The sequence below is a fragment of the Pseudomonas sp. GW531-T4 genome, from assembly GCF_017349615.1.
In the GTDB taxonomy this organism is placed as follows: Bacteria; Pseudomonadota; Gammaproteobacteria; order Pseudomonadales; family Pseudomonadaceae; genus Aquipseudomonas; species Aquipseudomonas chlororaphis_I.
In genome coordinates this window covers 108,707-125,599 of the sequence record NZ_JACMZT010000011.1, presented here as the reverse complement: position 1 = coordinate 125,599, position 16,893 = coordinate 108,707, and the positions used below count along the sequence as shown (strand labels likewise).

The following is a 16,893-nucleotide window of genomic DNA, read 5'->3' as shown; positions in this document are numbered from 1 at the left end:
CCGTTACAGCGTCCCGGCCTTTTTCCAGCTGAGGTAACGGGTCACCAGTTCCGCCCCCAGTTCACCCGGCCGCACATCGAGCAGGGCAACGCCCTGGGCGCTCAGGCGCTCATGCAGGTCGGCACGGGCATTCAGGTAATTGATCGTGCCGCAGTAAGTCAGGGCGTCGGGCAGGTTGTGCACGGGCGCCTGGTGCAGCTGATCGAGGACTTCCTCGCGCAGGCTGGCCACCAGCACCCGGTGCTGGCGCCCGAGGCGCTTGACCGCGGTCAGCAGTTCCTCGTCGTCCTCGTCCCGCAGATTGGTCACCAGCACCACCAGGGCCCGGCGTTTCTGCCGCGCCAGCAGCTCGCTGGCGGCGGCCTGGAAGTCGGCGCAGCGCTGGCTGCTGTCCAGGTCGTAGACAGTGTTGAGCAAGGCACTCAACTGGCCCGCGCCCTTGACCGGCGCCAGGTAGCGGCGGCGTTCGCCGGCAAAGGTGCTCAGGCCCACCGCGTCGCCCTGGCGCAAGGCGACATAACTGAGCAGCAGGCAGGCGTTGAGCGCATGGTCGAAATGCGCCAGTTCACCGTCCTGGCTGCGCATGCGTCGGCCGCAGTCGAGCATGAAGACGATCTGCTGGTCGCGTTCGTCCTGGTACTCGCGGGCAATCGGCGTGCGTTGCCGGGCGGTGGCTTTCCAGTCGATCTGGCGCAGGCTGTCGCCCTCGCGAAACTCGCGCAGCTGGTTGAACTCCAGGCCCAGGCCACGACGCGGCTGTTGCCGTACGCCGATCTGGTTCAGCCAGTTGTCGACGGCCAGCAGCCGGGCGCCGTAGAGACGGGCGAAATCCGGGTAGACGCGCGTGCTGTCGTTGAGCTTCAGCAACCGACGCGCCGACCACAGGCCCAGCGGGCTGGGCAGGCTGATCTCGCAGCGCTCGAAGTTGAAATGGCCGCGCTTGAGCGGACGCACCCGATAACCCAGCGCCTGCGACTGGCCCGGCTCCAGGAGCAGCGACTGCGGCAGGTATTCGAAGCCCAGGCCATCCGGCACATGATCGAACAGTTCCAGGGTCAGCGGCTGGGTAAAGTCGTGGCGAACCTCCAGGCGCACTTCGCTCCAGCGGCCCAGGGGCAGGCTGCCGGGCAACTGGCGCTGGAGCTGGGGCGAAGGCAGGCGCCTGAGCCTGAAGGCATCCAGCATGGCCAGCAGCAACAGGGCCAGGAGCAGGCCCCAGGCAATCGCTTGCAGGCTGGCGGCGACCGCCAGGCCGTAGGCGCGCGCGGCGCCGAGCAGCACGTCCAGCGCCAGCAATACGCCAAGCCAGGTCAGAAACAGGCGTGTGGGTTTCATCGCTTCGGCGGGCTCGCAGTCATGAAGCTCATAGTCATGAAACTCAAGGTCACAAAGCTCACAGTCGCGGTGCCGGCACTTGATCGAGCAGTTGCTTGAGCACCTGCTCCACCGACAGGCCTTCGATATCCAGCTCCGGGGCGATCCGCACGCGATGGCGTAGCACCGCCAGGGCGCAGCCCTTGATGTCGTCCGGAATGACGAACTCGCCGCCGCGCAGCAAGGCCCTGGCCCGCGCCCCGCGGACCAGGGCGATCGACGCGCGCGGCCCGGCGCCGAGGGTCAGCCCAGGCCAACTGCGGGTGGCCCGGGCCAGCCGCACGGCATAGTCGAGGACCTGCTCGTCCAGCGGCAGGTCGCTGGCGATCCGCTGCAGGGCCAGCACGTCCTTGGCCTGCAGCAGGGTACGCAGCGGCTGCACGTCGAGCATGTCGGCCCGGGGCGAGCGGGTGACCTGGCGGACCATGTTCAATTCCTCGTCGCTGTCCGGGTAATCCATGCGCAGCTTGAGCATGAAACGGTCGAGTTCGGACTCCGGCAGCGGGTAGGTGCCTTCCTGTTCGATCGGGTTCTGCGTGGCCAGGACCATGAAGGGCTGGGCGATGGGCAGTGCCCGGCCCTCGAGGGTGACCTGGCGTTCCTGCATGGCTTCGAGCAGGGCGGCCTGGGTCTTGGCCGGCGCGCGGTTGATCTCGTCGGCCAGCAGCAGGTTGGTGAACAAGGGGCCCTTGCGCAGCTTGAACTGCTCAGTCTGCAGGTCGTAGACCGCATGGCCGGTGACATCGCTGGGCATCAGGTCCGGGGTGAACTGGATGCGCGCGAACTCGCCGCCAAAGCAACGGGCCAGGGCGCGCACCAGCAAAGTCTTGCCCAGCCCCGGCACGCCTTCGAGCAGCACATGGCCGCCGGCGATCAGGGCGGTGAGCACGTCGTCGATCACCGCGTCCTGGCCGATCACGACCTTTTGCAGCTCGTGGCGCAGGGCCTGGGCCAACTGGCTGGCGCGCTGGCGTTGCTGGGCGGCATGCGCTTGCGCATGACCGGGCTCGGTGGCGGGAAGCGGTTCGGCGGGGAGGTCGCTCATAGGGCATTCCTGAGAGTTTGCAGGTGGGTGACCAGGCGGCTGAAGTCGGCGCTGGAAAGGCGTTGTGTCGGCTGGGGAGCCAGGGCCTGGCTGATGACGCTGTCCGGTTGCCGGGTGAGGCGGGCCAGTACCTGCCCTTGTTCGGCGGCGGTGAGTCGTTCGAAACCGGGATGCCGATGCTGGGCGCGGCGCAGGATGTCCTGGCGCAGGGCGTGCAGCAGTCCTTGCTGGCCGGTATGGCGCAGCAGGAAGTGGGCGCTGGCTTGCAGGTGCTCGCGCAACTGGCGCCGGGCCCTGGGGGCCGGGGCCTGCATCGGCCCGTGACGAACCCCGACATGCCACAGCCACAGGCCGAGCAGCGCCGCCAGGGCGACCAATGCCTGGGGGAAATACTTCAGCAGCAGGCTCCAGAGGCTGTCGTGATCGGTGTCGAACAGCAGGGTGACGTCGCTGTCGGCGCTCAGGTACCAGAGCAGCCAGGCGTTGTCGTACTTGGCGATGAGTGGGGTCTTCCAGATCTCGGCATCGGTGAGCACGGTAACCGAACCCTTGCCATAGCTCAGTTGCATCATGTGGGTCGCCCGGGCGCTGTTGGCCCAGGACTGGGCGAGGTTGTCCGGGTCTTCCAGGTGGAAGTCGGTATCGAAACCGATGTAGGCCGGCGCGTCTTCGTCTTCCAGGTAGAGCTTGGTCAGTTTCGGGTAAGGCTCTTTGCCGGCGCCGGGCGGCGGGGCTTTGAGGTCCTTGCTGAGAAACTGGCGCAGGTGCAGGCGATCGAGCAACAGGTCGCCGCTGCGTCCGGCCTCTTTGTTCCACAGTGCTTCGGCGACGAACAGCAGGCGCCCGCCGGCCCGGGCCCAGTCCAGCAGGTGCTCGACCTGCTGCGGCGTCATGTTCGAGCGCTCGCCCAGCAGCAACAGGCTGTGCTGTTCCGGCTTGAGGGTCGGCAGCACCTCCAGGCCGTTGGCGTGGTGGACCTGCAAGCCGCGCTGGCGCAGGAACATTTCCGCCGCCAGGTAAGGGTTGGCGCGGGCTTGCGGGGAGGGGCCGTGATCGATGGTTTCCTGATAGGGCCGGGCGTTGAGGTAGAGGTACAGCAGCAAGCCGCCGAGCAGGCCGGCGATCAGCAGCGCGAGCAGCGGCAGCAGGCGCCGGTTCATCGTGGGGCTCCCGGGCCGAACAGGGTCCGCCAGCCATCGCACAGTTCCTGCCTCAACTGCGCGGGAGGCAGGCGATGACCGTAGGCCAGGTTCTGCCAGTGCAGGGTCAGGCTGTTGCTGAACGCCTGGAGCTGGGGCAACTGCAAGGCCTTGACCTGTTCGAGGACCTGGCCCTCGGTGTCCGCCGGTTTCAGCGGCAGGCGAAAGTCATGCAGCAGCCGGCTCAGCAGCGCGCGGTACAACAGCCCGAGGGCTTCGCGTGGCTGCTGTGGCCAGAGCGCTTCGGCTGCGCTGGCGACATCCTCGGGCAAGGCGTCGGGGTTGAGGTCCAGGCCGAACAACTGTTGCGGAGCGGCGCGCGCGGGGATCTTGCCAGGCAGCGCTCGACGGCCGACAAAGGCCCGCAACCACTCGCGATGACGCCACACCAGCAAGGCCAGCGCTCCCAGCAGCAGGGCCCAGAGCAGGATCTCCAGGGCCTTGGCCGCGGCGCCGAAGACGCTGCTGTCGAGCCGATCGATCAGGGCCTTGAGCCAGCCCGGCAGCTCGGATTGTTCAGCGCTTTTCGGGCTGTCTTCGGCGAACCGGTAACGGGTCACGGTCTGCGGGTTCTTGAAGGGCGGCTGGTCGAGGATCTGGTCGATGCTGTCTTTCGCGGCCTGGCTGGTCAGCGGTTGCTCCAGCAGGCGCGGGCTGTCGGGGGTGGCGATCGGCTCGGCGGCCCAGGCCTCGGGCGCCAGGGGCAGCAGGCTCAGGCTGCCCAGGACCAGCAGCACGGCGACGCCGCTCAAGCGCTGGCGCAGGCGGCGCAGCACCAACTCGATGTCCCAGGCTTCCAGCAGCGTGCGGCGATTGAGGTAGAGGCTGAAGCCGCAGGCGACGTACACCGGCTCCCAGACAATCAGGATCAGCGCATAAAAGGCGTTGGTCAGGTGTTCGAGCCAGAGCCAGTCCTGCTCGGCGGCGGCGATCAACGTCTGCCAGTCCCAGTCCAGCTCGATCTGCTGCGGCAGCAGCAGATAGAACAGCGCCAGCAGGCCGATCCACAAAACACCTTCCAGGTGCACGCCGATCAGGGTCAGCCAGTGCGCGGCCCCGGCATAACGCTGTTGCAGCACCCGCACCCGTTGCTGGCGCGCCTCGCCGCTCAGGCCCTCGAGCTGCACCACGGGCATGATGAAGCTGCGGCTCAGGCTCAGGCGCCGCCAGGTCAGGCTGGCCAGCAGTTGCGGCTTGAGCAGCCTGGGCCATTCGCGCAGGGCCTGGCGCAAGGTCGGGGTTTCGCCGAACAGGGCCTTGGCGAGGATGTACAGCGGCAGCCGTTCGAAGGCCGGCTTGAGCCACCAGAACAGCAGCAGGGCGAGGGTGGGCGAGTCCCAGAGCAGCAGGCTGAGCAGGGCGAACACCGGCAAGGTGATCAGCGCCCAGCTGGTCATCAGCAGGCGCCGGTGGCGCTGGCTCAGCAGCACGCCCAGGTCCATGGCTTCCCAGGTGGTGCGCGGGCGAATCACCACGCTGGCTTCACTCAGGCGCATGACGGCGTCCAGCGAATATCAGGTAGGCCAGGACCAGCAGCCAGCAGGTGCCGCCGACCAGGTATTTGATCCAGAGCGCCGGCCAGGTCAGGGAGGACCAATAGGCTTCGATGAACGCGGCGATCAGCAGGAACAGGATGACCCCGCAGATCAACCGCACGCTGGTGCGCGCGGCCAGCAGCAAGGCTTCGCCGCGGGGCAGGCGCCCGGGGGCGATCAGCGACCAGCCCATTTTCAGCCCCGCCGCGCCGGCCAGGGCGATGGCGCTGAGCTCGAAGGCGCTGTGGCCGACGACAAACGACCAGAAGGTGGCGCCATAGCCGATCTGGGTCAGGTGGCCGGCCACCGCGCCGATGGTCAGGCCGTTGAAGAACAGGAAGAACAGGCTCCCCAGGCCAAACAGCAGGCCGCTGGCAAAGGTCTGAAAGGCGATGCCGATGTTGTTCATGATGTAGTAGCCGAACATCATCCAGTCTTCGCCGGCGGCCCGGTTGGCGAGGCGGCCCAGGCGACTGGCGTCCGGATCGTAGAGGCGTTGCATTTCGGCCACCTGTTGCGGGCTGACCACGCTGTAGATCAGTTCGGGCACCAGGTACACCAGCAGGCCGATACCCAGCAGGCTGCCAAAGAACACCAGGCTGGCGGCCAGGACGAAGCGCCACTGTTCGCGCACCAGTTGCGGGAAACCGGCCAGGATGAAGCCCAGGACCCGGGCGCCCAACGGGCTGCGTTGGCGATAGAGCTGCTGATGGCCACGTAGCGCCAACTGCTGCAGCGGGTCGACCAGGAAACTGCTGTAGCCGCGCTCCTGGGCCAGGGCCAGGTGCTGGCACAAACGGCGGTAATCCTCAGGGAAGCGGGCGCAGGTCTCGGGCGTCGCCTGGCCGCGCTCCAGTTGCTCGAGCTGTTCGCGCAGGCGCTGCCACAAGGCTTGATGACGGCTTTCGAACAGGCTCTGTTTCATGTCGGTCCCAGCAGCCCGCGGGCGATGCCATTGAGCTCGGCACTGGCCTGCGCCGGCGTTACATGCAGGGGTTCGGCGAGCAGGGCGGCCAGTTCCTGGACCCGCTGCGCGGACAGTTGCTCCTGGCGTTCGGCGAAGCTGAGGATAGCCCGCTGTTCGGCCAGGCTCAGGGCGAAGGCGGCGGTTTTGGCGGGCACGGCGGGCAAGTTCGGGCGGACCACCGGCTGCTCGCGATAGATCACCAGCGTGCCGGCGGCCAGGTCACCGAGGCGCTTGAAGGTCGGGTGCTGCAAACAGCTGATGGCGCCGAGGAAATAACCGAACGGCAGCATGTCGACAAAACGCAGCAGGTTGCGGGTCAGGGAAGGGCCCCAGCCGATCGGCGTGCCATCGTCCTGCACGACCCGCAGGCCCATCAGTTGCTTGCCGGGCGAGCGGCCCTGGTTCAACACCTCGAACAGCACCATGTACCACCAACTGACCAGAAACAGCAGGATCGAGCCCAGCCCCATGCCGAGCTGTCCGAGAAACCCCAGGACAATAAACAGCACGCCGAGGATCAGGCCGCGAAAGCCCAGGTCGATGGCAAAGGCCAGGGCACGCGGCATCAGCCCCGCTGGCCGCAGCGGCAAGTCGATGCCTTCTGGCGTTTCGACCTGGTAGCGGGTGTCCAGTGGCGGGGGCAATGCTTTCCCTGGCAGTGCTGTCGTCTCGAGCATAGGCAACGTGAGGCTGGCCTGGTGGCGATGGATGACCGCCTGATGCTAGCAGTGTCGGAGGGGCGAACGACATCATTAACTGTCCCGCGTGACGTGCGCCGTTACCCTTGAATCGCAAGAAGGCTGGCCGCGGCCGGTGCCAAGCGCCTAGACTTTGCCGGTCTTTTGCTCAGGAACAGCCCGTGACTTCCATCTTCTGGTACGACTACGAAACCACCGGCATCAACCCGCGCTGCGATCGGCCGTTGCAGGTGGCAGGGATTCGCACCGACTTCGAACTCAACGAGATCGGCGAGCCGGTCAATCTCTATTGTCAGCCCAGCGACGACATCCTGCCCCATCCGGCGGCCTGCATGATCACCGGCATTACTCCGGGCCGGCTGGCCGAGCAGGGGCTGAGCGAAGCCGATTTCATGACCCGGGTGCACGCCCAGCTGGCGGCGCCGGGCACCTGTGGCGCCGGCTATAACACCCTGCGCTTCGACGACGAGATGACCCGCTACAGCCTGTACCGGAATTTCTTCGACCCTTATGCCCGCGAGTGGCAAGGCGGCAACAGCCGCTGGGACCTGATCGATGTGGTGCGCACCGCCTATGCTTTGCGCCCGGAAGGAATCGTCTGGCCACGGGACGAGGAAGGGCGGGTGACCCTGAAGCTGGAGCGCCTGACCGCCGCCAATGGCATCGATCACGGGCATGCCCACGAAGCGCTGTCCGATGTGCGCGCCACCATTGCCTTGGCCAAGTTGATTCGCGACAAACAGCCGAAGTTGTATGAATGGCTGTTCCAGTTGCGCAGCAAACAGAAGGTCATGGACCAGATCCGCCTGATGCAACCGCTGGTGCATATTTCCGGACGCTTTTCCGCGGCGCGCAGTTATGTCGGCGTGGTCCTGCCGCTGGCCTGGCACCCGCGCAATCGCAACGCCCTGATTGTCTGCGACCTGCACCTGGACCCGCAGGGATTGCTCGACCTGGACGCCGAGACGCTGCGCCAGCGCCTGTATACCCGCCGCGAAGACCTGGCCGAAGGCGAGCTGCCGGTGCCGTTGAAGCTGATCCATATCAACCGCTGTCCGGTCGTCGCGCCGCTGAATGTATTGCGCGGCGAAGACCAGCAGCGCTTGCAACTGGACATGGCGGAATATAAGGCCCGGGCGCTGCGGCTAAGTGACGCACAAGAAGTTTGGCGGGATAAACTTGCGGCGATTTATGCCAGCGAGGATTTTGCTCCCAGCCTCGATCCCGAGCAGCAGTTGTACGACGGTTTTATCGGTGATCGCGACCGACGCTTATGCGAACAAGTGCGCAATGCCGAGCCGGTTCATTTAGGGCAAGAGCAATGGCCGTTCGATGATGAACGTTTGCCGGAATTATTATTTCGTTATCGCGCCCGTAACTTTCCTGACACCTTGAACGGGGAGGAGCAAGAGCGCTGGAAAACATTCTGTCAGCAGCGTCTGTGCGACCCGCAGTGGGGAGCGCCCAATACCCTGGAAAGTTTCAATCAGGCGGCTGCCGAACTACTGGCGAGTGCTACATCGATTCAGCGTCAGGTGCTGGATGAATGGCAGGATTACAGCCGGTCGCTGGCCCTGCGCTTCGGCCTTTGATTGTTCGGCTTAGAACATTTCGGGTATTTGCCGGAAATAAAAAAACGCCAGCAAGCTGGCGTTTTTTCATAAGGTCGCAAATCCCTCTGTGACGGGCGTACGGCTTAACCCAGCAGGGTTGCCCAGCCTTCGACCACGTCGCCGCCCCACTTGGCTTTCCACTCTTTCAGGGTTTTGTGGTTGCCACCCTTGGTTTCGATGACTTCACCGTTGTGCGGGTTCTTGTATTGTTTGACCTTGCGCGCGCGCTTGGTGCCGGTAGTTTTGGCGGCAACACGTGGCGCCTTAACTTTCGAGTCCGGATCCAGCAGCGCGATGATGTCGCGCAGGGACTTGGAGTATTCACCCATCAGGGCGCGCAGTTTGCCTTCGAATTCCAGCTCGGCTTGCAGTTTGTCGTCTTGCGACAGGTTCTTCAAACGGGCTTGCAGCTCTTTGATAGCTTCTTCTGTGGCGCGGTATTCGTTGATCAGGGACATGAGAATTGCCTTATGTTGAGTGCTGAGTGGCAGGTGATAATGGCGTAATAATAGTCAGGCAGTTTGCCCAAGTAAACAATAAAGCCGGCTTTTATTTAATTTGATTAGAGTGTTTAGCAAAGAAGCTGAGTGATGAGTTAAATGTTGTGAGCGAGTCCGCAGGAATATTTCCCAAAGAGTTATGGGACTATTTCCAAGTGTGACTGATTTCCCGCTCGCATCGGGCATGAGCCCTACAGGTGGCTCAGAGGAATCGGATTCCGACATCACGAATACTGCAGTTTTGTCGCGCAATCGCTAGAATGGCGGCCTTTGCGAAGTTCTGGAGTTTCCCCCTCATGCGCACTTTTCGGTTGGTGATTTCTTGCCCGGACCGCGTTGGCATCGTTGCCAAAGTCAGTAACTTTCTGGCGTCCCACAACGGCTGGATCACCGAAGCCAGTCACCACTCGGATGACCTGAGCGGCTGGTTCTTCATGCGTCACGAAATACGTGCCGACTCTTTGCCGTTCGGCCTTGAAGCCTTCCGTGAAGCCTTCGCACCGATTGCCGAAGAATTCTCGATGGACTGGCGTATCACCGATACCGCGCAAAAGAAGCGCGTGGTGTTGATGGCCAGCCGCGAGTCCCATTGCCTGGCTGACCTGCTGCATCGCTGGCACAGCGACGAACTCGACTGCGAAATCTCCTGTGTGATTTCCAACCACGACGACTTGCGCAGCATGGTCGAGTGGCATGGCATTCCTTATTACCACGTACCGGTCAACCCGCAGGACAAGGAGCCGGCGTTCGCCGAGGTCTCGCGCCTGGTCAAGCAGCACGACGCCGAAGTGGTGGTGCTGGCGCGCTACATGCAAATCCTGCCGCCGGAACTGTGCAGCGAATACGCGCACAAGGTGATCAACATCCACCACAGCTTCCTGCCGTCGTTCGTCGGCGCCAAGCCTTACCACCAGGCTTCCCTGCGTGGTGTGAAGCTGATCGGCGCGACCTGCCACTACGTGACCGAAGAGCTGGACGCCGGCCCGATCATCGAGCAGGACGTGGTCCGTGTCAGCCACAGCGACAGCATCGAAGACATGGTGCGTTTCGGCCGTGACGTCGAGAAGATGGTCCTGGCCCGCGGCCTGCGCTACCACCTGGAAGACCGCGTGCTGGTGCACGGCAACAAGACTGTAGTGTTCTAATCGAGAGTATTCTGATCGAGAGTGCTCTGATCAAAAAATGCTCTGATCGAATTCGCCGGGCCCGGGCATCCAAGCTCCAGGCCCGGCGATTTTTGATGAGGATCGGCCGATGAGTGATCCACTGGATAAAGCCACATCCAAGGCACCCGCCACCCTCGGCGAGGGCTGCCTGAGTCGCTACGACCCGGACGACATGAGCGTCGAAGACGGTACCGAGTTTCCCGGCGCCGCCGAGTTGTGGCAGCAGTTGCAGCAGGATGCCCCGGATACAGACCCGCCTAAGCCTGCTTGAGCTTCATCAGGGTGCGCAGCAAGGGGCGCCCGACCATCAGCAGGAATACCGGCCCGCCGGCCAGCAGATAGAAATAATAGGTAACGGCCCGCCAGATCAGGATGGCCGCAGCCGCCGTCGTTTTCCCCACCATGGGCGCCAGCAGCGCCGCCGATGTCAGCTCCGCCGCTCCCGCGCCGCCGGGCAGCAGGCTGAATTGCCCTGCGCTCAGGGCGAGCATCTGGATCAGAAAGGTCCAGGCCCATTGCAGGTCCACCCCCAGCCCGCGCAACGCCAGGTACAGCACGCTGTAGCGCAGCGCCCAATGCAGGCAGGTCAGGGCAAAGACTCCCGTCAGGGTCTGCCAGGGTAGTTTCAGGCTGTCGCCGAAGGCCTTGAGGAAGTGCAGCCACTTGCGCGCCAGGCGTCGACGGGTAGCGGGGCGAACCTTGAAGGGCGCCAGTAGATGGCCGCTGAGCAGGATCAGGCGACGGTGGTAGCGGGCTATCGCCAGGCAGATGCATAACCCGCCGAACAGCGAAAGGCTGCTGAGGATCAGCAGCCATTCCAGGCGCTGGCTGAGGTTCTGGAACAGCGCGTAGAACAGGATCCCCAGCAGCGCGCAGAGGAAAAACAGCAGGTCGCTCAACTGATCCATGGCAAACACCGCGCTGCCGCGGGCCGGGCGCACACCATTGCGCGCCAGCAGGGCCATCAGCGTCAGGGGGCCGCCACTGCCGCCGGGCGTGGCGCAGATGGCGAACTCGGTGGACATCACCACCGCGAGGCTCTTCCAGCGTCCCAGCTGGCCGCGGTGTCGGCCCAGCAGCAGGCTCAAGCGCAGCGAATTGATGACCCAGCACAGCAGGATCATGCTCAGCATGCCGAGCAGTAACGGCAGGGAAAAACGCTGGACTCGCCCCCACAGTTCGCCGCCGCCCAGCAGCAGCGGCACCAGGATCGCCACCAGCAAGGCCATGGCCAGCCAGATCGCCCGGCTCATGGGGTACCGCGCGCCCTTGGCGGCTGGGTGTCGAGCCAGTCGGCCTTGGTCAGCGGCTTTCGTCCTTGTTCCAGCAGGCGCTCGAGGGTGTCCAGCCAGTACTGGCGCGAGTCGGGGTAACGCATGTCCACCGGGTGCAGGCCGAGGCGAATCACCGGTGCCTGCCGCCAGCGTCGTTCACGTTGCAGGCTGACCAGCCGGGAGGCTTTTCGGCGCCAGGCGCTGCGGGCACTCCACACCAGGCCGGGGGCGGCGATCGGCGAGAAGTCCGGCAGCCGGTACAGCTGCTGCGGGCCGCTGGTGTAGCGCAGAGGCAGTTGGCGCAGGGCCTGGCGTGTGCCCGGGCTCATCAGCCAGGCGGGGGCGACAAACCCCTGCAGGGGCCAGTTATAGCGCTGGAACAGTTCCAGGCCGGCATGCAGGCGTGCCAGGGCAGCGTTTTCCGAGAGGCTGTAGAACTCGCCCTCATGGGTGTACACGCGGCGCATGAACCCGTCATACGGGGTACGCGGTGGTGGACCCTCATCGCAATGGAAGTAACCGTGCAGCACCAGTTCGTCGCCCCGTTCCAGGCGCGCGCTGAGCAGCCGGCGAAAACCGGGATGAGCATCGAGCGGGTTGTGCCGGTGAAAATCCGGTACCACCAGCCAGGTCATCGGCACGTTGCCCATGGCGTCGACGGCTTCGACGAAGGGTTGGTAGTCGATCCAGGTCTGTGGCGCGACATCGTGCAAGACCAGCAGCACGCTGGGCACACCGGCGGACTCAACCATGGGCCAGCATCGGCTGCTGGGTGCCGAGTACGGCGCGGTAGTGCTCCAGCAGGCTGGCGACCACCGTATCCCAGGCGTAGTAGCGTTCGACATGGCGGCGCGCCCGTTGGCCTCGCTCGGCACAGCCTTGGGCGAACAATTCCTGTACGGCCTGGGCCATCGCCAGCGGATTGTTTGGCGCGCACAGCAGGCCACCTTCTGCGGTGACGATTTCCTGAAAGGCCCCGGCGGCCACCGCCACCACGGGAATGCCACTGGCCATGGCTTCCAGGATCACCAGGCCAAAGGTTTCCTGATCCCCGGCATGCACCAGGGCGTCGGCGCTGGCCATCAGGCGGGCGACCTGAGGTGCCGGGCAGAACTGGTCGATCACCGTGACATTCTCCGGCACCGCGGTCGGCATGGCCGAGCCCACCAGCAACAGGTGGTAGCGCTTGCCCAGGCGCTGCATGCAGTTGAGCAGCACCGGCAGGTTCTTTTCCTTGGAGCCACGGCCGGCAAAGATCAGCAGGCGGCTGTCTTCGGCAATCCCCAGTGCAGCGCGCAGGCCAGGGTCGCGGTGACTCGGGTGGAAGGTCTGCAGGTCCACGCCCAGGGGTTGCACATAGACGTTGCGCACGCCCAGGCCGATCAGTTTGTCGGCCATGACCTGGCTGGGGGCCAGGACCCGGTCGAAATTGCCGTACAGCTTGCGCACATAGGCCTCGACATTCGGGGTGAACCAGGGGCCCATGCGGTTGCTGACCAGCAGCGGCAGGTCCGAGTGATAAAAGCCGATCACAGGTACATCCAGCTGGCGGCGGGCATCCAGGGCCGCCCAGGCGGTGAGGTAGGGGTCGCCGACTTCGATCAGGTCCGGTTGCAGGTCATGGAGCACATTGCGCCAGGGCCCCAGGCGCAGGGGAAAACGGTAGCCCTTGCCAAAGGGCAGGGCGGGAGCGGGGACTTTATAGATGCCGTCGCGTTCGCTGAAGTGAGCCCCGGGGATCAGCAAACTGTGGCGGATTCCTGGTTGGCGTCCCAGGCGACGATGCTTGGCGTCCAGATAAGTGCGCACGCCACCGCTGGCAGGGGCGTAGAACATGGTTATGTCAGCGATATGCACGATGATCATCCCTCCGATCCGGTGTTCTCCTTAGGGTTGACCCTTATCAAGGATAGATGTTCGGTCGGGATGCCGTGGCGGTTGGCGGAAGGGTCAGATACGGAAGCTGCCGACCAGTTGCTTCAGGCGGGCGGCCTGCTGCTCGAGGTCGGAACAGGCACGCAGGGTCGACTGCAGGTTTTCCACCCCTTCCTGGTTCAGGGTGTTGATTTCGGTGATGTCCATGTTGATCGACTCCACCACCGAGGTCTGTTCCTCGGTCGCGGTGGCGACCGACTGGTTCATGCCGTCGATCTCGCCAATGCGCTGGGTCACGCTGTTCAGGCGCTCGCCGGCCTGGTTGGCGATCTCCACGCTGTCCTGGCTGTGGCGCTGGCTGTTGCTCATGGTGCTGACCGACTCGCGGGCGCCGACCTGCAGCTCCTCGATCATTGTCTGCACCTGTTGCGCCGATTCCTGGGTGCGATGGGCCAGGTTGCGCACCTCGTCGGCGACCACGGCGAAACCGCGTCCGGCCTCGCCCGCCCGCGCCGCTTCGATGGCGGCGTTGAGGGCCAGCAGGTTGGTCTGCTGGGAGATGCTGGTGATGACTTCGAGGATCTGCCCGATGTTCACCGTCTTGCTGTTGAGGGTTTCGATGTTGCTGCTGGAGGCGCTGATCATGTCCGACAGCTGGTTCATCGCCAGGATGCTGCGATCCACCACCTGCTGGCCGTCCTCGGCCAGGCTGCGCGCATCGCTGGCCTGCTGCGAAGCCTGGGCGGCGTTGCGGGCGATTTCCTGGGCGGCGGCGCCGAGCTGATTGATCGCCGCGGCCACGCTGTTGGTGCGGCTGGCCTGCTCGTCGGAGTTGAGCATCGACGAATTGGAGGCGCTGACCACCCGCAGGGCGACTTCGTTGACGTGCTCGGTGGCCGACGACACTTCGCGGATCGAACCGTGGATGCGCTCCACGAAGCGGTTGAACGCGGTGCCGAGGATGCCGAATTCATCCTGGTTCTGGATGGTCAGGCGACGGGTCAGGTCGCCTTCGCCGTCGGCGATGTCCTGCATGGCGCGGGTCATGACGTGCAGGGGCTGCATCAGCACCCGGATCAGCATGCCCAGCAGGGCGATGATGATGGCCACGGCGATGATAGTGGCAATGATGGCGGAGGCGCGGAACTCGCTGAGCATCGAGAACGCCTTGTCCTTGTCCACGGACAGGCCGATGTACCAATTCACCGACGGCAGGCCCTTGATCGGGGTGAAGGTGACGATGCGGGTCTTGCCCTCGACTTCGATTTCGCTGAAGTCGCCATTGATGCGTGGGGTGTTCTGCGGATAGGCCTCGCTCAGGCTCTTCATCACCAGCGCCTTGTCCGGGTGCACCAGGATCTTGCCGTCGGCGCTGACCAGGAAGGCATAGCCCATGCCGTCGAAATCCAGGGCATTGAGGGTTTCGACCAGGGTCTGCAGGCTCAGGTCGCCACCCACCACGCCGATGCTCTGCCCGGCATGACGCGAGGCGGTGGCGACGGAAATGATCAGCTGGCCGGTGGCGGCATCTATATAGGGTTCGGTGAGGGTCGAGCCGCTGCTGCTTTCGGCGCCCTTGTACCAGGGGCGAACCCGGGGATCGAAACCGTCGGGCATCTTCGCATCCGGGCGGATGGTGAAGCTGCCGCTGGCATCGCCCAGGTAGGAGGCCATGAAGGTCGAGGTCAAGGCCTTCTGTTCGAGCAGGCTGGCGACCTTGGTCGATTGCGGGTCGATTGCCAGGTTCTGCGCCAGGTTTTCGATCAACAGGATGCGCCCGGTGAGCCAGGTCTGGATGTTGCTCGCGGTCACATCGCCCATTTCATGCAGGTAATTGTCCAGGTCTTCGCGGATCGCGTTGCGCTGTAAATAATCGTTGTACAGCGTAAAGGAGGCGAAGGCGGCAATAACGATGAGGGCGGCGGCAAGCAGGATTTTATGGCTGAAGCGCAGGTTTTTGTTCATGGCTTGTGGTGTCCGCTAGGTCTTAATGTCACGAGCGTGCTCTTATAAAAGCGCGCAAAATGGGCGGGGTTGAAAGTAAGTTGATATTTCCACCTCTCCTTGGGGAATTATCTGGCCTATTTTTCAGTCTTTTCTGATCTATCGGCCGGTCAAGGCTAAAGATTAACCATGGGTGACAAAATGCCGGATTCATCGCAACTCGTTATCGGTGCCGATCTCGCGGGGCAACCGATTGCCCAGGCCATGCGCCTGGCAAATCGTCACGGGCTGGTGGCAGGCGCTACCGGGACAGGGAAAACCGTCACCTTGCAACGGCTGGCAGAAACTTTCAGCGATGCCGGTGTCGCGGTGTTCGCCGCGGACATCAAGGGTGACCTGTGTGGCCTGGGCGCCGCGGGCAATCCCCAGGGCAAGGTTGCCGAACGTATTGCCGGGATGCCGTGGCTGAACCACAAGCCCCAGGCTTATCCGGTCACGTTGTGGGACATTCACGGGCAGTCCGGGCACCCGCTGCGGACCACCCTGAGCGAAATGGGCCCGCTGCTGCTGGGCAGCCTGCTGGAACTGACCGACAGCCAGCAATCGGCGTTGTATGCGGCATTCAAGGTGGCTGACCGCGAAGGCTTGCTGCTGCTCGACCTGAAAGACCTCAAGGCGTTGCTCAACCACCTCAAGGACAACCCGCAGCTGCTGGGGGATGACGCGGCGCTGATGACCACCGGCTCCAGCCAGGCCTTGTTGCGGCGCCTGGCCACCCTGGAGCAGCAGGGCGCCGAAGCCCTGTTCGGCGAGCCGGCCCTGCAACTGGAAGACATCCTGCAACCGGCCAGTGATGGGCGCGGGCGGATTCACCTGCTCGACGCCAGCCGCCTGGTGCACGAGGCGCCCAAGGTCTATGCGACCTTCCTGTTGTGGCTGCTGGCCGAGCTGTTCGAGCAACTGCCGGAGCGCGGCGATGCGGAAAAGCCGCTGCTGGCGCTGTTTTTCGACGAAGCCCACCTGTTGTTCGCCGGCACGCCCAAGGCGTTGCAGGAGCGGCTGGAGCAGGTGGTACGGCTGATTCGCTCCAAAGGCGTGGGCGTGTACTTCGTCACCCAGTCGCCAGGCGACTTACCGGACGACGTGCTGGCGCAACTGGGGCTGCGCGTCCAGCACGGCTTGCGGGCATTCACCGCCAAGGAACAGAAATCCTTGCGCGCCGTGGCGGACGGCTTCCGGCCGAACCCGGCGTTCGATGCCCTGTCGGTGCTCACCGAGCTGGGGATTGGCGAGGCGCTGGTCGGTACCCTGCAGGAAAAAGGTACGCCGGAGATGGTCCAGCGAGTGCTGGTGGCACCGCCGCAGTCGCGCATCGGGCCGTTGACCGAGGCCGAGCGTGCGGCGCTGATCAACAGTTCGCCGTTGGTCGGCCGTTATGACAAGCCGGTCGACCGCGAGTCGGCCTATGAAGTGCTGATGGGGCGCAAGGGCCTGGCACCGGAGGCTGAGGTTGCGCCAGGCAAACCGGCCGCCGAGGAGCCGAGCTTTACCGATCGGGCTGGCGAGTTCCTCGGTACCGCCGCCGGTCAGGCCCTGAAGTCCGCCATGCGCCAGGCCGCCAATCAATTGGGGCGGCAGCTGGTGCGTGGGCTGATGGGGTCTCTGCTGGGTGGCAGCAAGCGCCGCTGATCGGCGGTTGGCCA

15 protein-coding genes and 1 pseudogene are annotated in these 16,893 nt (G+C 64.4%); 4 read left to right on the top strand and 12 right to left on the bottom strand.

Annotated elements, in window-relative coordinates; all coding sequences use genetic code 11:
• Positions 1 to 3 precede the first annotated feature (3 nt).
• The 6 genes from J4D28_RS11700 to J4D28_RS11675 are packed head-to-tail and all read right to left on the bottom strand — an operon-like array spanning position 4 to position 6,797.
• Positions 4 to 1,335, bottom strand: coding sequence for a DUF58 domain-containing protein (locus J4D28_RS11700; protein ID WP_103331431.1), 1,332 nt, complete (start codon positions 1,333 to 1,335; stop codon positions 4 to 6).
• A gap of 58 nt (positions 1,336 to 1,393) precedes the next feature.
• The gene (locus J4D28_RS11695; RefSeq protein ID WP_103331432.1) at positions 1,394 to 2,419 is read right to left on the bottom strand and encodes a MoxR family ATPase; all 1,026 of its coding nucleotides are present in this window, start codon (positions 2,417 to 2,419) and stop codon (positions 1,394 to 1,396) included.
• On the bottom strand, positions 2,416 to 3,579 hold the full coding sequence (locus J4D28_RS11690; protein WP_009050494.1) for a DUF4350 domain-containing protein: 1,164 nt from the start codon (positions 3,577 to 3,579) through the stop codon (positions 2,416 to 2,418). The genes J4D28_RS11695 and J4D28_RS11690 overlap by 4 nt, the downstream gene beginning before the upstream one ends.
• Complete coding sequence (locus J4D28_RS11685; protein ID WP_103331433.1) at positions 3,576 to 5,114, bottom strand: DUF4129 domain-containing protein; 1,539 nt, start codon at positions 5,112 to 5,114, stop codon at positions 3,576 to 3,578. The genes J4D28_RS11690 and J4D28_RS11685 overlap by 4 nt, the downstream gene beginning before the upstream one ends.
• A complete protein-coding gene (locus J4D28_RS11680) occupies positions 5,101 to 6,078 on the bottom strand; it encodes a stage II sporulation protein M (RefSeq protein ID WP_009050492.1) in 978 nt (325 codons plus the stop codon). The genes J4D28_RS11685 and J4D28_RS11680 overlap by 14 nt, the downstream gene beginning before the upstream one ends.
• Entirely contained in the window at positions 6,075 to 6,797 is a 723-nt protein-coding gene (locus J4D28_RS11675) for an RDD family protein (RefSeq protein WP_041984452.1), read from the bottom strand. The genes J4D28_RS11680 and J4D28_RS11675 overlap by 4 nt, the downstream gene beginning before the upstream one ends.
• Before the next feature lie 182 nt (positions 6,798 to 6,979).
• Here J4D28_RS11675 and sbcB point away from each other — a divergent pair, with 182 nt between their 5' ends.
• Positions 6,980 to 8,410, top strand: coding sequence for an exodeoxyribonuclease I (gene sbcB / locus J4D28_RS11670; RefSeq protein ID WP_041984455.1), 1,431 nt, complete (start codon positions 6,980 to 6,982; stop codon positions 8,408 to 8,410).
• 104 nt (positions 8,411 to 8,514) lie between these two features.
• Here sbcB and mvaT read toward each other — a convergent pair whose 3' ends face one another.
• Positions 8,515 to 8,889 (bottom strand): histone-like nucleoid-structuring protein MvaT, encoded by a 375-nt coding sequence (gene mvaT, locus J4D28_RS11665; RefSeq protein WP_007931174.1) that lies wholly within the window; start codon positions 8,887 to 8,889, stop codon positions 8,515 to 8,517.
• A 338-nt stretch (positions 8,890 to 9,227) separates the two neighbouring features.
• Between mvaT and purU the strand changes: the two genes are divergently transcribed.
• Together purU and J4D28_RS11655 are read left to right on the top strand one after the other, a co-directional pair.
• The gene (purU, locus tag J4D28_RS11660) at positions 9,228 to 10,076 is read left to right on the top strand and encodes a formyltetrahydrofolate deformylase (RefSeq protein ID WP_007931173.1); all 849 of its coding nucleotides are present in this window, start codon (positions 9,228 to 9,230) and stop codon (positions 10,074 to 10,076) included.
• Between the two features lie 109 nt (positions 10,077 to 10,185).
• Positions 10,186 to 10,368: a hypothetical protein gene (locus tag J4D28_RS11655; RefSeq protein ID WP_009050489.1), complete on the top strand. Its 183-nt coding sequence runs from the start codon at positions 10,186 to 10,188 to the stop codon at positions 10,366 to 10,368.
• Here J4D28_RS11655 and J4D28_RS11650 read toward each other — a convergent pair.
• The 5 genes and pseudogenes from J4D28_RS11650 to J4D28_RS30680 form a co-directional block, all read right to left on the bottom strand.
• Complete coding sequence (locus J4D28_RS11650; protein WP_038634698.1) at positions 10,355 to 11,350, bottom strand: lysylphosphatidylglycerol synthase transmembrane domain-containing protein; 996 nt, start codon at positions 11,348 to 11,350, stop codon at positions 10,355 to 10,357. The two genes, J4D28_RS11655 and J4D28_RS11650, sit on opposite strands and share 14 nt — an antisense overlap.
• On the bottom strand, positions 11,347 to 12,123 hold the full coding sequence (locus tag J4D28_RS11645) for a DUF2334 domain-containing protein (RefSeq protein ID WP_028683246.1): 777 nt from the start codon (positions 12,121 to 12,123) through the stop codon (positions 11,347 to 11,349). The genes J4D28_RS11650 and J4D28_RS11645 overlap by 4 nt, the downstream gene beginning before the upstream one ends.
• Complete coding sequence (locus J4D28_RS11640) at positions 12,116 to 13,237, bottom strand: glycosyltransferase family 1 protein (protein ID WP_016703380.1); 1,122 nt, start codon at positions 13,235 to 13,237, stop codon at positions 12,116 to 12,118. The genes J4D28_RS11645 and J4D28_RS11640 overlap by 8 nt, the downstream gene beginning before the upstream one ends.
• A gap of 84 nt (positions 13,238 to 13,321) precedes the next feature.
• Positions 13,322 to 14,086 (bottom strand): methyl-accepting chemotaxis protein, encoded by a 765-nt coding sequence (locus tag J4D28_RS30685; protein WP_371920946.1) that lies wholly within the window; start codon positions 14,084 to 14,086, stop codon positions 13,322 to 13,324.
• Positions 14,087 to 14,179: 93 nt separating this feature from the next.
• A pseudogene (locus J4D28_RS30680) lies at positions 14,180 to 15,211 on the bottom strand (cache domain-containing protein); the annotation flags it as partial.
• A gap of 180 nt (positions 15,212 to 15,391) precedes the next feature.
• On the opposite strand from J4D28_RS30680, the gene J4D28_RS11630 reads away from it, so the two are divergent.
• Positions 15,392 to 16,879 carry a helicase HerA-like domain-containing protein gene (locus J4D28_RS11630; protein ID WP_009050484.1) on the top strand — a complete coding sequence of 496 codons (1,488 nt, stop codon included), beginning with the start codon at positions 15,392 to 15,394 and terminating at the stop codon, positions 16,877 to 16,879.
• Positions 16,880 to 16,893: the final 14 nt, after the last annotated feature.

Bases quoted from the DNA above. Each gene is read 5' to 3' on its own strand.
- J4D28_RS11700 (WP_103331431.1), bottom strand. From the start codon at position 1,335: ATGAAACCCACACGCCTGTTTCTGACCTGGCTTGGCGTATTGCTGGCG.
- J4D28_RS11695 (WP_103331432.1), bottom strand. From the start codon at position 2,419: ATGAGCGACCTCCCCGCCGAACCGCTTCCCGCCACCGAGCCCGGTCAT.
- J4D28_RS11690 (WP_009050494.1), bottom strand. From the start codon at position 3,579: ATGAACCGGCGCCTGCTGCCGCTGCTCGCGCTGCTGATCGCCGGCCTG.
- J4D28_RS11685 (WP_103331433.1), bottom strand. From the start codon at position 5,114: ATGCGCCTGAGTGAAGCCAGCGTGGTGATTCGCCCGCGCACCACCTGG.
- J4D28_RS11680 (WP_009050492.1), bottom strand. From the start codon at position 6,078: ATGAAACAGAGCCTGTTCGAAAGCCGTCATCAAGCCTTGTGGCAGCGC.
- J4D28_RS11675 (WP_041984452.1), bottom strand. From the start codon at position 6,797: ATGCTCGAGACGACAGCACTGCCAGGGAAAGCATTGCCCCCGCCACTG.
- mvaT (WP_007931174.1), bottom strand. From the start codon at position 8,889: ATGTCCCTGATCAACGAATACCGCGCCACAGAAGAAGCTATCAAAGAG.
- purU (WP_007931173.1), top strand. From the start codon at position 9,228: ATGCGCACTTTTCGGTTGGTGATTTCTTGCCCGGACCGCGTTGGCATC.
- J4D28_RS11655 (WP_009050489.1), top strand. From the start codon at position 10,186: ATGAGTGATCCACTGGATAAAGCCACATCCAAGGCACCCGCCACCCTC.
- J4D28_RS11650 (WP_038634698.1), bottom strand. From the start codon at position 11,350: ATGAGCCGGGCGATCTGGCTGGCCATGGCCTTGCTGGTGGCGATCCTG.
- J4D28_RS11645 (WP_028683246.1), bottom strand. From the start codon at position 12,123: ATGGTTGAGTCCGCCGGTGTGCCCAGCGTGCTGCTGGTCTTGCACGAT.
- J4D28_RS11640 (WP_016703380.1), bottom strand. From the start codon at position 13,237: ATGATCATCGTGCATATCGCTGACATAACCATGTTCTACGCCCCTGCC.
- J4D28_RS30685 (WP_371920946.1), bottom strand. From the start codon at position 14,086: ATGCTCAACTCCGACGAGCAGGCCAGCCGCACCAACAGCGTGGCCGCG.
- J4D28_RS11630 (WP_009050484.1), top strand. From the start codon at position 15,392: ATGCCGGATTCATCGCAACTCGTTATCGGTGCCGATCTCGCGGGGCAA.